This window comes from Falsiroseomonas sp. E2-1-a20, from assembly GCF_051433195.1.
GTDB lineage: Bacteria > Pseudomonadota > Alphaproteobacteria > Acetobacterales > Acetobacteraceae > Falsiroseomonas.
The window spans coordinates 24,232-36,295 of sequence record NZ_JBHMFT010000034.1 but is presented as its reverse complement, the minus strand read 5'-3'; the positions used below and the strand labels follow the sequence as shown (position 1 = coordinate 36,295).

The 12,064-nt window shown below is 68.1% G+C and carries 12 protein-coding genes; 8 read left to right on the top strand and 4 right to left on the bottom strand.

Features of this window, described 5'->3' with window-relative positions; translation table 11 throughout:
• Positions 1-73: 73 nt before the first annotated feature.
• From ACFHPP_RS25375 to ACFHPP_RS25365, 3 genes are read left to right on the top strand one after another with little or no spacing between them, the layout of a single operon-like run.
• On the top strand, positions 74-1,039 hold the full coding sequence (locus tag ACFHPP_RS25375) for a carbohydrate ABC transporter permease (RefSeq protein WP_437166030.1): 966 nt from the start codon (positions 74-76) through the stop codon (positions 1,037-1,039).
• Positions 1,032-1,943: a carbohydrate ABC transporter permease gene (locus ACFHPP_RS25370; RefSeq protein WP_437166029.1), complete on the top strand. Its 912-nt coding sequence runs from the start codon at positions 1,032-1,034 to the stop codon at positions 1,941-1,943. The genes ACFHPP_RS25375 and ACFHPP_RS25370 overlap by 8 nt, the downstream gene beginning before the upstream one ends.
• 53 nt (positions 1,944-1,996) lie before the next feature.
• On the top strand, positions 1,997-2,620 hold the full coding sequence (locus ACFHPP_RS25365; RefSeq protein ID WP_437166028.1) for a flavodoxin family protein: 624 nt from the start codon (positions 1,997-1,999) through the stop codon (positions 2,618-2,620).
• A gap of 4 nt (positions 2,621-2,624) precedes the next feature.
• On the opposite strand, the gene ACFHPP_RS25360 is transcribed toward ACFHPP_RS25365, so the two are convergent.
• The gene (locus ACFHPP_RS25360) at positions 2,625-3,386 is read right to left on the bottom strand and encodes an SDR family oxidoreductase (protein ID WP_437166027.1); all 762 of its coding nucleotides are present in this window, start codon (positions 3,384-3,386) and stop codon (positions 2,625-2,627) included.
• Between the two features lie 112 nt (positions 3,387-3,498).
• On the opposite strand from ACFHPP_RS25360, the gene ACFHPP_RS25355 reads away from it, so the two are divergent.
• Both ACFHPP_RS25355 and ACFHPP_RS25350 read left to right on the top strand, forming a co-directional pair.
• Positions 3,499-4,542: a C-terminal binding protein gene (locus ACFHPP_RS25355; protein WP_437166026.1), complete on the top strand. Its 1,044-nt coding sequence runs from the start codon at positions 3,499-3,501 to the stop codon at positions 4,540-4,542.
• Between the two features lie 99 nt (positions 4,543-4,641).
• The gene (locus ACFHPP_RS25350; protein ID WP_437166025.1) at positions 4,642-6,075 is read left to right on the top strand and encodes an NAD-dependent succinate-semialdehyde dehydrogenase; all 1,434 of its coding nucleotides are present in this window, start codon (positions 4,642-4,644) and stop codon (positions 6,073-6,075) included.
• A 54-nt stretch (positions 6,076-6,129) separates the two neighbouring features.
• On the opposite strand, the gene ACFHPP_RS25345 is transcribed toward ACFHPP_RS25350, so the two are convergent.
• The gene (locus ACFHPP_RS25345) at positions 6,130-6,438 is read right to left on the bottom strand and encodes an HU family DNA-binding protein (protein WP_437166024.1); all 309 of its coding nucleotides are present in this window, start codon (positions 6,436-6,438) and stop codon (positions 6,130-6,132) included.
• A 78-nt stretch (positions 6,439-6,516) separates the two neighbouring features.
• On the bottom strand, positions 6,517-7,527 hold the full coding sequence (locus tag ACFHPP_RS25340; RefSeq protein ID WP_437166023.1) for a Rieske 2Fe-2S domain-containing protein: 1,011 nt from the start codon (positions 7,525-7,527) through the stop codon (positions 6,517-6,519).
• A 243-nt stretch (positions 7,528-7,770) separates the two neighbouring features.
• Here ACFHPP_RS25340 and ACFHPP_RS25335 point away from each other — a divergent pair, with 243 nt between their 5' ends.
• The 3 genes from ACFHPP_RS25335 to ACFHPP_RS25325 are packed head-to-tail and all read left to right on the top strand — an operon-like array spanning position 7,771 to position 11,346.
• Positions 7,771-8,589 (top strand): creatininase family protein, encoded by an 819-nt coding sequence (locus ACFHPP_RS25335; protein ID WP_437166022.1) that lies wholly within the window; start codon positions 7,771-7,773, stop codon positions 8,587-8,589.
• Complete coding sequence (locus ACFHPP_RS25330) at positions 8,582-9,940, top strand: FAD-binding oxidoreductase (RefSeq protein WP_437166021.1); 1,359 nt, start codon at positions 8,582-8,584, stop codon at positions 9,938-9,940. The genes ACFHPP_RS25335 and ACFHPP_RS25330 overlap by 8 nt, the downstream gene beginning before the upstream one ends.
• Complete coding sequence (locus ACFHPP_RS25325; protein WP_437166020.1) at positions 9,937-11,346, top strand: FAD-binding oxidoreductase; 1,410 nt, start codon at positions 9,937-9,939, stop codon at positions 11,344-11,346. The genes ACFHPP_RS25330 and ACFHPP_RS25325 overlap by 4 nt, the downstream gene beginning before the upstream one ends.
• Before the next feature lie 91 nt (positions 11,347-11,437).
• On the opposite strand, the gene ACFHPP_RS25320 is transcribed toward ACFHPP_RS25325, so the two are convergent.
• Positions 11,438-12,013: an OmpA family protein gene (locus tag ACFHPP_RS25320; RefSeq protein WP_437166019.1), complete on the bottom strand. Its 576-nt coding sequence runs from the start codon at positions 12,011-12,013 to the stop codon at positions 11,438-11,440.
• Positions 12,014-12,064: the final 51 nt, after the last annotated feature.

The window sequence follows — 12,064 nt, the reverse complement described above, 5'->3', positions numbered from 1 at the left end:
CCCCCCCCCCCCCCCCCCCCCCCCCCCCCCCCCCCCCCCCCCCCCCCCCCCGACCGCCTTCTGGAACCTGGCCATGTCCGCGACAACCGCCGCCGCCGCCCCGGTCTGGACCAAAATGCGCCCGAAGCAGGGCGCGCTTTCGCGGCTGTTCGACTGGAAGCCGTTCCTGGCCTTCGTCTGCCTGCTGCCCGCGGTCGGGCTGCTGATGACCTTCCTGACCTATCCGCTGGGCCTCGGCATCTGGCTGGCCTTCACCGATACGACGATCGGGCGCGAGGGCATCTGGATCGGCATCGAGAATTTCGTCTGGCTGATGGACGACCCGATCTTCTGGAACGCCGTATTCTACAGCGTGTTCTACACCGGCGTCGCGACGATCGGAAAATTCGCGCTCGGGCTCTGGCTGGCGCTGCTGCTGAACCAGCACGTGCCGTTCAAGTCCATGCTGCGCGCCATCATCCTGCTGCCCTGGATCGTGCCGACCGTGCTTTCCGCCATCGCCTTCTGGTGGATCTATGACCCGCAATTCTCCATCATCTCCTATGTCTTCGTGGAGATGCTGGGCTGGCGCGAGACGAATATCGATTTCATCAACACCGCCTGGCCGGCGCGCTGGTCGCTGATCGCGGCGAATATCTGGCGCGGCATTCCGTTCGTCGCGATCTCGCTGCTTGCCGGCTTGCAGACCATCTCGCCATCGCTGTACGAGGCGGCGCTGCTGGATGGGGCGAGCGGGTGGCAGCGGTTCCGCTACATCACCTTCCCGATGCTGCTGCCGATCCTGGCCATCGTGATGACCTTCTCCATCATCTTCACCTTCACCGACTTCCAGCTGGTCTACGCCATCACGCGCGGCGGGCCGGTGAATTCGACGCATCTGTTGGCGACGCTGGCCTTCCAGCGCGGCATCCAGGGCGGGCAGCTTGGCGAGGGTGCGGCGATCGCGGTCTCCATGATCCCGTTCCTCGTCTTCGCCACGCTGTTCAGCTACTACGGCCTGGCGCGGCGCAAGTGGCAGCAGGGAGAGGGCAATGACTGACGCCGCCGCCGTGAGCCCCGAGCCGAAGGCGACCAACGCGTCTTCCGCCCAGCCGGAGACGATGTCCTGGGACAGCAAGTCGCGGCGCTTCGCATTGCTGTACCTGCCGCTGGCCTGCTTCGTGTTCATTCTGCTGTTTCCGTTCTACTGGATGACGGTAACGGCGTTCAAACCGAATGCGGAACTGTACAACTTCGCCGAGCACAACCCGTTTTGGATCAGCTCGCCCACGCTGGACCACATCCGGCTGCTGCTGTTCAACACGGCCTATCCGAAGTGGCTGATGACGACGATGCTCGTCTCGGTCTGCGCCACCATCCTGTCGCTGTTCGCCAGCACGCTGGCGGCCTATGCCATCCAGCGGCTGCGCTTCCAGGGCAGCCAGTATGTCGGGCTGGCGATCTACCTGGCCTACCTGGTGCCGCCCTCGATCCTGTTCATCCCGCTGGCGACGATGGTGTTCCAGCTTGGGCTGTTCGACACGCCCTTCGCGCTGATCCTGACCTACCCGACCTTCCTGATCCCGTTCTGCACCTGGCTGCTGATCGGCTACTTCAAGTCGATCCCGTTCGAGCTGGAGGAATGCGCGCTGATCGATGGCGCGACGCGGCTGCAGATCCTGTGGCAGATCACGCTGCCGCTGGCGGTGCCCGGGCTGATCTCGGCCGGCATCTTCAGCTTCACGCTGTCCTGGAACGAGTTCATCTACGCGCTGGCCTTCATCCAGAGCAGCGAGAACAAGACCGTGCCCGTGGCGATCCTGACGGAGTTGGTAACGGGCGACGTTTACCAGTGGGGCGCGCTGATGGCGGGATCGCTGCTCGGGTCGCTCCCGGTGGCGATCTTCTATTCCTTCTTCGTGGACTACTACGTGTCCTCCCTGACCGGGGCGGTGAAGGAGTAGCGGCGGGAACCGGCCTGCCGTTCCGGCGCTTAGCCCGCCGGAACGGGAGACCGATGATGCCGCTCAAGGCCATTGCGCTGAACTGCACGCTGAAGCCGGATGCCGGCGCGGCGTCTTCCACCGAGGCGATGCTGGCCGTGGTGAACGCGGCTTTCACCCGGCAGGGCGTGCAGGTGACCGAGACGGTGCGGGTCGCGGCGCTGGACATCAAGCCGGGCGTCACCTCCGACGAAGGGCCGGGCGATGCCTGGCCGGCGCTGCGGGCGAAGATCCTGCAGCACGACATCCTGATCTTCGGCGGGCCGATCTGGCTCGGCCAGCCCAGCAGCGTCGCGAAGCGGGTGCTGGAACGGATGGACGCATTCATTTCGGAAACCGACGACAAGGGCCGCATGCCGAGCTATGGCAAGGTCGCCGTCACCGCCATCGTGGGCAACGAGGACGGTGCGCATGCCTGCGCGGCGCAGATCTACCAGGCGCTGAATGACGTGGGCTGGACCATCCCGCCCTCGGCCAGTTGCTACTGGGTGGGCGAGGCGATGGGGTCGGTGGACTTCAAGGACCTGGACCCGGTGCCGGACAAGACGAAGCAGACCGCGGCGATGATGGCCGCGAGCGCGGCGCACCTGGCGCGGCTTCTGCAAGCCGCGCCATTTCCGGGCCAGCCGGAAGAATAAGCCGCTACAGCTTCTGGTTCAGCGCCGCGACGTAGCTGCGGTTGTGGGTCGGGGTGATCCAGACCTCGTTGATCGTGACGTGCTTCGGCAGCATGGCGACGTAGCGGATCAGGTCGCCGACATCCTCGGATTGCACCATGCGCGCGCGTTCCTCCGGGCTCACCGGGTTCGGGCGCTTGTCGAGGATCGGGGTCGCGACCTCACCGGGCAGCACGGCGCAGCTGCGGATGCCGTTGATGCCTTCCTCCATGTTGATGGTGTGGCTCATCGCCACCACGCCGTGCTTGGCGGCGGTGTAGCCGGCGCCGGACAGCATGGAGATGTTGCGGCCGGCCATGGAGGCGGTGTGGATCAGCACGCCGTCCTTCTGCGGCCGCATCAGCGGCAGCGCCACCGTGACGGCGTAGAAGGCGGAGTTGAGGTTGCCGCGGACCAGTTCGTCCACCCCTTCCGGCGTCAGCACGGCCCAGCGGCGCGGCTGGATGTTCAGGCCGGCGTTGTTCACCAGGATGTCGAGGCGGCCGAACTTCTCGGCGATGAAGCCGCCGATGGCCTGCACGGCGCTGGCCACCATCATGTCGGCGGGCTGCACATGGGCGGTGCCGCCCTTCGCCGTGATGCGCGCGGCCACGTCCTCCAGCGGTGCGGCGCGGCGGCCGGTGAGGACGACCTCCGCGCCGTGCTCGGCGAGCGCAAGTGCGGCGGCCTCGCCGATGCCGCTGCCGGCGCCGGTGATCCAGGCGATCTTGCCGGACAGTGCTGCCATGGTCGTTCCTCCGCGTTTCGTAACCCTGTCATGCAGCCTAGCAGCGGCCCGCGCGCTTGTCGGCCCCCCTGCCCCGTGCGAGTTTTCGGCAACGCAAGAGGAACGCACCAAGATGACAAAGCCGAAGATCCTGACGCCCGCGGGGGCTTCCTTCACCGTCGCCGGCGGTGGCTACGGGCTGGAGATGGAGGCGCTGGAGAAACTCGGCGCGGAAATCGTGGAATGTCCCGCGACGGAGGATGACTTCATCAAGGCCGTCGACGGTGCCGATGCGGTCTATGCCAAGGGCATGCGGATTTCCGGCCGCATGATCGAGGCGATGAAGACCGTGAAGGTCATCACCTGCGCGACGGTCGGCGTGGATTACGTGGACGTGGTGGCCGCGACGAAGCAGGGCATTCCGGTGACGAACTGCCCGGACACCTTCATCGAGGAGGTGGCGGACCACGCCATGATGCTGCTGCTGGCGACGCATCGCCGCGCCATCGAGCAGGACCGCATGGTGCGCGAGGGCCGCTGGGCGGAGGGCCGGCCGCAATTGCTGAACGTGCCGCGGCTGATGGGCCAGACGCTGGGCTTCGTCGCCTTCGGCCGCGTCGCGCGGCTGGTGGCGCTGCGTGCGCGTGCCTTCGGGCTGCGGATGGTGGCGTATGACCCGTTCGTGGATGAGCTGACCATGTCGATGCTCGGCGTGGTGCCGGCGAGCCTGGACGAGGTGCTGACGCAGTCCGACTTCGTGTCCATGCACGCGCCGGCGACGCCGGATTCGATGAAGATGCTGACCACGAAGCACTTCGCGAAGATGAAGAAGACGGCGATCTTCATCAACACGGGTCGCGGCCCGACGGTGGACGAGGCGGCGCTGATCCAGGCGCTGTCCAGCAAGCAGATCGCGGGCGCCGGCCTGGATGTGTTCGAGGTGGAGCCGGCGAAGACAGACAACCCGCTGCTGTCCATGCCGCATGTGATCCTGTCGCCGCACAATGCCTCGGCCTCGGCGCGGTTCGACGAGGCGCGCAAGCGGCGGGCGGGGCAGGAATTGGCGCTGGTGCTGTCCGGGCGCTGGCCGATGTCCTGCGTCAACCCGACGGTGCTGCCCGATTCGGGGCTGCGTCGCTGGCAGCCCTATGCGATGGAGCGTGGCCCGAACAGCTGAGGCCTCGCCTTGCAGGGGGGATGGTTCCCCCCTGCCCCGGCCCCTGGCAATCTCACCCCAAGCGCCCCTTATGGGGCTTTGCTGATTCAGGAGACGCGCATGTACCCCAATACGCAGCTTTTCATCGCCGGAACCTGGCGCGACGCGCGCGGCGGCCGCAGCCTGCCGGTGCTGAACCCGGCCACCGAGGAAGTGATCGGCCAGGTCGCGCATGCCTCGAAGGACGACCTGGACGAGGCGCTGGAGGCGGCGGCGAAGGGCTTCGTCGTGTGGAAGAAGGTCTCGGCCTATGACCGCTCCAAGCTGATGCGGAAGGCTGCCGACATCTTCCGCTCGCGGGCGGATGAGACGGCGCGGCTGATGACGCTGGAACAGGGCAAGCCGCTGGCGGAAGCCAAGATGGAGGTGATGGCGGCCGCCGACATCATCGACTGGTTCGCCGAGGAATCGCGCCGCGCCTATGGCCGCGTGATCCCGGCGCGGGCGGAGGGCGTGTACCAGCTGGTGGTGAAGGAGCCGGTCGGGCCGGTCGCGGCCTTCACGCCGTGGAACTTCCCGATCAACCAGGTGGTCCGCAAGCTGTCCGCGGCGCTGGCCACGGGCTGTTCGATCATCGTCAAGGCGCCGGAGGAGACGCCGGCCTCGCCGGCCGCGCTGATCCGTGCCTTCGCCGATGCGGGGCTGCCGGCTGGGGTCGCGAACCTTGTCTATGGCGTGCCGGCGGAGATCAGCGAGTACCTGATCCCGCATCCGGTGATCCGGAAGGTCACCTTCACGGGCTCCACGCCGATCGGCAAGCAGTTGTCGGCACTGGCCGGGCTGCACATGAAGCGGGTGACGATGGAGTTGGGCGGCCATGCGCCGGCCATCGTGTTCGACGATGCGGATCTGGAACACGCGGCGAAGACGCTGGCGGGTGCCAAGTTCCGCAATGCCGGGCAGGTCTGCGTGTCGCCCACGCGGTTCCTGGTGCAGGAGAAGTCCTATCCCGAGTTCGTCGAGCGCTTCACCGCCATTGCCAAGGGCATGAAGGTCGGCGCCGGGATGGATGCGGATACGCAGATGGGCCCGCTGGCGCATGAGCGGCGCGTGCCCTGGATCGAGGGCCTGGTGGCCGACGCCCGGCAGCGCGGGGCGGAGGTGCACACCGGCGGCGAGCGCATCGGCAACAAGGGCTATTTCTATCAGCCCACCGTCATCACCGGCGTCAACAAGGAGGCGCGGATGATGAACGAGGAGCCGTTCGGGCCGCTCGCCATGATCTCCTCCTTCACCGACCTGGACGAGGTGGTGGACGAGGCGAACCGGCTGCCCTTCGGCCTGGCCTCCTACGCCTTCACGCGCAGCGCCAAGACGGCGAATGCGGTGGCGGCGCGGGTCGAGTCGGGGATGATGACCATCAACCACCTCGGCCTGGCGCTGCCGGAGGTGCCGTTCGGCGGGATGAAGGATTCCGGCTACGGCTCCGAGGGTGGGTCGGAGGCGATCGAGGCGTATCTGAACACGAAGTTCGTCAGCCAGGCGGGGCTGTAGGGCGAGTCCCCTCACCCAAACCCTCTCCCCCCAAAGGGGGGAGAGGGCTTCAGGTCAGGCCTTGGCCTTGCGCTTGGCCTTCTTGACGCCGGCGAGCGCCGATTCCTTCAGGGCCTTGCTGGCCTTGAAGCGAACGGTGGCGCCGGCCTTCACGGCCACCTTCTCGCCGGTGCGCGGGTTGAGGGCGGTGCGCTTGGCGGTCTCCCGCACGCTGAAAGCGCCGAAATCGGGGATGGTGAAGCGGCCGGACTGGACGATTTCCGTCTTGATCGCGGCGATGATGTCGGCGGCCAGCTTGCCGGCGGCGTTCGCCGGCATTTCGGTGGACTGCACGATGACGTCCGTCAGAAACTTCTTCGACATGCCAAGGCTCCTTGCGATAGCGGTCGCATAGCCGAACCTCGTCCCGCTGTCAGCGGGGGAATGCGGATTGCCGAAACTTCATTGGGCCGGCACGGCTTCGGCCTGCCGGGCAATCATCACGGCCAGCATCCGGCGCATCAGCACGCCGGGGCGGTCGGAGGGCATGTTCATCTCGATGCCCGTCTGGTCGAGCGGCACGTCCGGGTCGGTGGATTCCAGGATGTCGCGGTCCTCGTCGGTGACGAGGCGGTCGAAGGCGATGACGTCGGCGGCCTTGGCATCAGCCTCGGTGTCGTTGCGGAAGACGAACTGCACGACCATGGAGGAGGCGTCGTCGATCGGCGTGGCGCAGGTGACGATCGAGTGGCTGAGGCCGTTGGGGTAGACGATGCGCAGCTTGCGCAGGAAGGGGGCGTACCAGCGGCCGCGCATGTGGCGGACGGTGGTGTCGCTGTCCATGTTCAGGACCTTCTTCTGGATCTCGGGGTTCCGCACCGGAACCTCCGTGATCATCATGAAGCCGTCGGGGTGTTCCTCGATTTCCAGCTTCGCGGGTTCGGGGTGGCCCTGGTCGCCGAAGCTGGCGCGGTGGACGAAGGCGAAGTGGGCATTGTCGAAGCTGTTCTCCATCAGGCGCAGGCCGGCGGTGGTCCAGACCTCGTAGAATTCGTCGATGCGGCGGAAGCCGAGCGCTTCCTCCTCGAAGTCCGGCAGGTCGAACAGCGGGTCCTCGAGCGCGACCCAGACGTGGCCGTAGCGCAGCGCGGCGCGGTAGGCGGGGACGCGCATGTTGGTGGCGCCCTGGCGGTCCACCGGGCGCTGCGGCACGCGCATGACGCGGCCATCGGCGGCGAATTCCCAGCCATGGTAGCCGCAGGCGAGGCGGCCGGAGGTGTAGAAGCCCTTGGAGAGTTTGGCGGTGCGGTGGCAGCAGCGGTCGTCCATGGCGGCGGGGGTGCCGTCTCCGTCCAGCCAGAGCACCAGGTCCTGGCCGAGCAGGCGGAAGGGTTTTGGGCCATCGATCAGCAGCGCGGCGGGCATGACGGGGTACCAGAAGCGGCGCAGCAGCGGGGTCTCGGTGGGGCGCATCCAACTCTCCTTGGCTGGGCGCCAGGGTGCGAAAGCTGGCGGGGCCGCGGCAAGGGCGGAGATGGCGCGCGGGACGGCGACGGGACGTGGCGTAGCGCCCGTGCGCCGATTCGATAGGCAGGCTGCGCGCAGCTTGTGCAGGGGCGAGACCGTGGAGGTCGGGTTGCGGTCAGGCGGCCCCCTCGCCCCCCTCGCGCCGGCGCGATATCACCCCATCTCCGCCCTGCCCCGAGAGGTTCCGCCATGGCCGCGCTTCCCACCCGTTTCTGGCAGGACCTGCCCTGGCCGGCCTTCCGCGACCTGCCGCCGAATACGGTGGCGGTGCTGCCGGTGGCCTCGATCGAGCAGCATGGGCCGCACCTGCCGGTCTCGGTGGACACCACCATCAACCAGGGTGTCGTGGCGCGGACGCTGAAGGTGATCCCGGCCGAACTGCCGGTGCTGGTGCTGCCGACGCAATGCGTGGGCAATTCGGTGGAGCATCTGCGGTTTCCCGGCACCATCACCACCAGCCCGGAGACGCTTCTGGCGCTTGTCACGGATATGGGCGCGAGCGTGGCGCGGGCCGGGGTGAAGCGGCTGGTGGTGGTGAACAGCCATGGCGGCAATGTCTCGGTGCTGGACATCGCCTGCCGGCGCATCCGCATCCAGCACGGCATCCTGGCGATCAACGCCATGTGGGCGCGGATGGGGAAGCCGGAGGCGCTGCGCGACCCGGTGGAGGGCAGGTACGGCATCCATGCCGGGCGCGACGAGACCAGCGTGATGCTGGCGCTGACGCCGGATCTGGTGCGGATGAATGTCGCGAAAAACTTCGTCAGCCGGTGGCAGGGCGTGGCCAATGCGGCGCCGGGGATGGCGCCGGATGCGGGGGCGCCGCTGGCCTGGCAGGCGCAGGATCTGAACCCGGCCGGCGCCGTGGGCGATGCCAGCCTGGCGACGGCCGAGATCGGCGAGCAGTTGCTGGATTTCGCGGCGGAGCGGATGGCGGCGCTGTGGGCGCAGGTCTCGGCATTTGATGCGGAGGCCTTCCTGGCGAACGAGCCCGACGCGCATGGCTGACATCGGCGCGCTGGCCGCCGCGCTGGACGGCATCGAGCTTTCGACGGACCGGGCGCTGCTGCGGCAGAAAAGCCGCGACTTCTACTGGTACAGCCCGATCCTGAAGGCGCAGCTCGACGGCAAATCCGCCGAGCTCTTCGCCCGGCCGCGCGACGAGGCGGAGGTGCTGAGGGTGCTGGCGGCGGCGCGCGCGGCGCGCGTGCCGGTGACGGTGCGCGGCGGCGGCACCGGCAATTATGGGCAATGCGTGCCGATGCAGGGCGGCGTGGTGCTCGACATGACGGCGATGGACCGGCCGTTGGCACTGCACGATGGCGTGGTGGAGGTGGAGGCCGGGGCGAAGATGATCGACCTCGATCTGTGGGCGCGGGAGCGGGGGTGGGAGCTGCGGCTGTGGCCGTCCACCAAGCGCACGGCGACCATCGGCGGGTTCGTGGCCGGTGGCGGCGCGGGGGTCGGCGGGATCAGCCACGGGACGCTGCGGGAACGCGGCAATCTGCTCGGTGCACGCGTGGCCACCATGCAGGACCCGCCGGTGGTGCTGGAGCTGGAGGGCGACGAGGCGGCGCCGGTGAACCGGACCTATGGCACGACCGGCGTGCTGACGCGGCTGTTCCTGCCGCTGACGCCGGCGCAAGCGTGGCGCGACGTGGCGGTAAGCTTTCCCGCGTTTCCCGAGGCCGGCCGCTTCGCGCTGGCGCTGGCCTTCGCGGATGGCATCCCGAAGAAGATGTGCGGCGTCTTCGACAGCCAGTTTCCGCCCTTCTTCCGCGCCATCGCGGACAGCGTTCCGACAGGCCATGCGCTGGCGCTGGTGATGGTGGCGCCGTCCGGGATGCGGGCGCTGCGCGACCTGGCGGCCGAGCATGGCGGGACCATCGTCGCGGAGCAGTCGACCGTGGAGGCGGAGCGCGACCCCGGCACCACGCCGTTCTACGAATACTGCTGGAATCACACGACGTTGCAGGTGCTGAAGCGCGACCGCGGCGTCACCTACCTGCAATGCCGCTTCCCCTTCGAGGGCACGCTGGAGGCGGTGGAGGCGGTGCGGGAGCCGTACCGGGAAGAGGTCTGGATGCACACCGAATGCGTCCGCTTCGGCGGCCGCATCACCATGTCCGCCCTGCCCGTCATCCGCTGGACCAGTGCGGAGCGGCTGGCGGAGATCATGGCGGCCTTCGAGGCGCAGGGGATCGGCATCGCCAACCCGCATGTCCTGACCATCGAGGAAGGCAGCAACTACCGCCGCGTGCCGGGCGACCAGCTCGGCTTCAAGCAGCGCACCGATCCGCTGGGGCTGCTGAACCCCGGCAAGATGCGTGATTTCGTTCCGCTGGAGACCCCCGCATGAGCGTCGCCGCCGTGATGGCCGAACTGCCATCTGTCGAATGGATCACCGACCCTGCCCTGGTGCGGCAGAGGTCGCGGGACTTCTTCTGGTACTCGCCCGTGCTGAAGCGGCAGTTGAACGGCGTGACGGCGGAGGCGGTGGCCTGCCCGCGCGACGAGGCGGAGGTGATGGCGGTGATGGCCGCCTGCGTGCGCCACCAGGTGCCGCTGACGCCGCGCGGCGCGGGCACCGGGAATTACGGGCAGGCGATGCCGTTGAAGGGCGGCATCGTGCTGGATTTGATGGGGCTGAACCAGGTTGTGTGGGTGAAGCCGGGCGTGGTGCGGGCGCAGGCCGGGTGCAAGCTGATCGACCTGGATGCGGTGACGCGGCGGGAGGTGCGGGGCGAGCTGCGCTTCCATCCCTCCACCAAGCGCACCGCCAGCATCGGCGGCTTCATCGCCGGCGGATCCTCCGGCATCGGGTCCTGCACCTATGGCAAGCTGCGGGAGTTCGGCAACATCCTCGGCCTGCGGGTGGTGACGATGGAGGCGGAACCGCGCGTGCTGGAGTTGCGTGGCACCGACATCGACAAGGCGAACCACGCCTATGGCACCAACGGCGTGATCACCGAGGTGGAGATGCCCCTCGCGCCGGCCTGGGACTGGGTGGATGTGCTGGCAGGCTTCCCCGACACGCTGTCGGCGGCGCGGTTCTGCGAGGCGCTGGTGGCGAGCGACGGGATCGCCAAGAAGATGGCGGGCGTCGTGGCACCCGGCGTGGCGCAGACCTACTTCAAGCTGTTCCAGCCGATCGTGCCGCCGGGGATGGCCTGCGCCATGGTGATGGTGGCGGAGCCGTTCCTCGACCTGCTGAATCCCCTGCTGGCCCGCTTCGGCGGCACGCAGCTGTATGCCGTGCCGACGGAGCAGGCGGAGACGCCGCTGTACGAGTTCACCTGGAATCACACGACCTTGCAGGCGCTGAAGGTGGATCGCAGCCTGACCTACCTGCAGACGCTGTTCCCGACGCCGCACCATTTCGAGCTGATCGCGAAGATGGAGCAGGTGTTCGGCGACGAGGTGCCGATGCATCTGGAGTTCGTGCGGCTGGGCGGCGTGGTGACCTGCTTCGGGTTGCAGCTTGTGCGCTACACCACGGAGGAACGGCTGCAGGAGATCATCCGCATCCATGAGGATGCCGGCGCGCCGATCTTCAATCCGCACGCCTTCACGCTGGAGGAAGGCGGGATGAAGCGGATCGATGGGGAGCAGTTGGAGTTCAAGCGCGAATCCGATCCGCACGGGCTGCTGAACCCGGGGAAGATGATCGCCTGGGACGATCCTGAGTGGACGCCGGATCGGAAGCAGGGGTTCTATCTGTATGGGCGCGCGGATGCGCCGGAAGTCGAGGAAGTTCTGGAGTAGAGGGGCGGGGCATCGGCGTGCCACCGACGACTGTTAGGTGAAGACCCCCTCACCCGACCCTCTCCCCCCGAGAGGGGGGAGAGGGCTTTTTTCAGCGGTCGAGCAGGACTTCGACGCGGCGGTTGCGCTGGCGGCCCTCCGGGTTGTCGCGGCCGTCGACGGTGTTCGGAGCGACCGGGTCGGCCTCGCCACGGCCCACGGTTTCCATCGGCGGCAGCCCGCCGCCATGGGCCGCGAGCCATTGCTCGACGCTGCGGGCGCGGCGCTGCGACAGGGACAGATTGTATTCATCGCTGCCCAGCGCATCGGTGTGGCCGAGGATGCGGACCTGGCGGGGGCGGCGCTGGCGGATGATCTCGGCGACGCGTTGCAGGGACTCGGTGGCTTCCGGCCGAAGATCCGCCTTGTCGAAGTCGAACAGCACGTCGTTCTGCACCGTCAGCCTAGTGGTCTGCGGGCCTTCCTCGATGACGACGTTGGCGCCGCGGATGTCGACGGCGCCACCGGGCGGCACCGGCGTGACGATGGTCTGGCCGTCGCGTTCGACGGTGAAGCCGCGCGGCTGCGGCGCGGGCTGTTCGATGGTGACGCTGCCGGTGGCGCGTTCCTGCGCGAGTGCGGGCGCGACGGGAAGCAGCAGCGACAGGGCAAGGGCAGTGCGGCGCATCTGGGGCCTCCTGGGGCGGTGGAGGCTGAAACGCGTTGCAGCGTCTCGGGT

Excerpts from the sequence above, each read along its gene's own strand:
- ACFHPP_RS25345 (WP_437166024.1), bottom strand. The coding sequence starts at position 6,438 with ATGTCGAAGAAGTTTCTGACGGACGTCATCGTGCAGTCCACCGAAATG.
- ACFHPP_RS25360 (WP_437166027.1), bottom strand. The coding sequence starts at position 3,386 with ATGGCAGCACTGTCCGGCAAGATCGCCTGGATCACCGGCGCCGGCAGC.
- ACFHPP_RS25370 (WP_437166029.1), top strand. The coding sequence starts at position 1,032 with ATGACTGACGCCGCCGCCGTGAGCCCCGAGCCGAAGGCGACCAACGCG.
- ACFHPP_RS25355 (WP_437166026.1), top strand. The coding sequence starts at position 3,499 with ATGACAAAGCCGAAGATCCTGACGCCCGCGGGGGCTTCCTTCACCGTC.
- ACFHPP_RS25350 (WP_437166025.1), top strand. The coding sequence starts at position 4,642 with ATGTACCCCAATACGCAGCTTTTCATCGCCGGAACCTGGCGCGACGCG.
- ACFHPP_RS25375 (WP_437166030.1), top strand. The coding sequence starts at position 74 with ATGTCCGCGACAACCGCCGCCGCCGCCCCGGTCTGGACCAAAATGCGC.
- ACFHPP_RS25320 (WP_437166019.1), bottom strand. The coding sequence starts at position 12,013 with ATGCGCCGCACTGCCCTTGCCCTGTCGCTGCTGCTTCCCGTCGCGCCC.
- ACFHPP_RS25365 (WP_437166028.1), top strand. The coding sequence starts at position 1,997 with ATGATGCCGCTCAAGGCCATTGCGCTGAACTGCACGCTGAAGCCGGAT.
- ACFHPP_RS25325 (WP_437166020.1), top strand. The coding sequence starts at position 9,937 with ATGAGCGTCGCCGCCGTGATGGCCGAACTGCCATCTGTCGAATGGATC.
- ACFHPP_RS25340 (WP_437166023.1), bottom strand. The coding sequence starts at position 7,527 with ATGCGCCCCACCGAGACCCCGCTGCTGCGCCGCTTCTGGTACCCCGTC.
- ACFHPP_RS25330 (WP_437166021.1), top strand. The coding sequence starts at position 8,582 with ATGGCTGACATCGGCGCGCTGGCCGCCGCGCTGGACGGCATCGAGCTT.
- ACFHPP_RS25335 (WP_437166022.1), top strand. The coding sequence starts at position 7,771 with ATGGCCGCGCTTCCCACCCGTTTCTGGCAGGACCTGCCCTGGCCGGCC.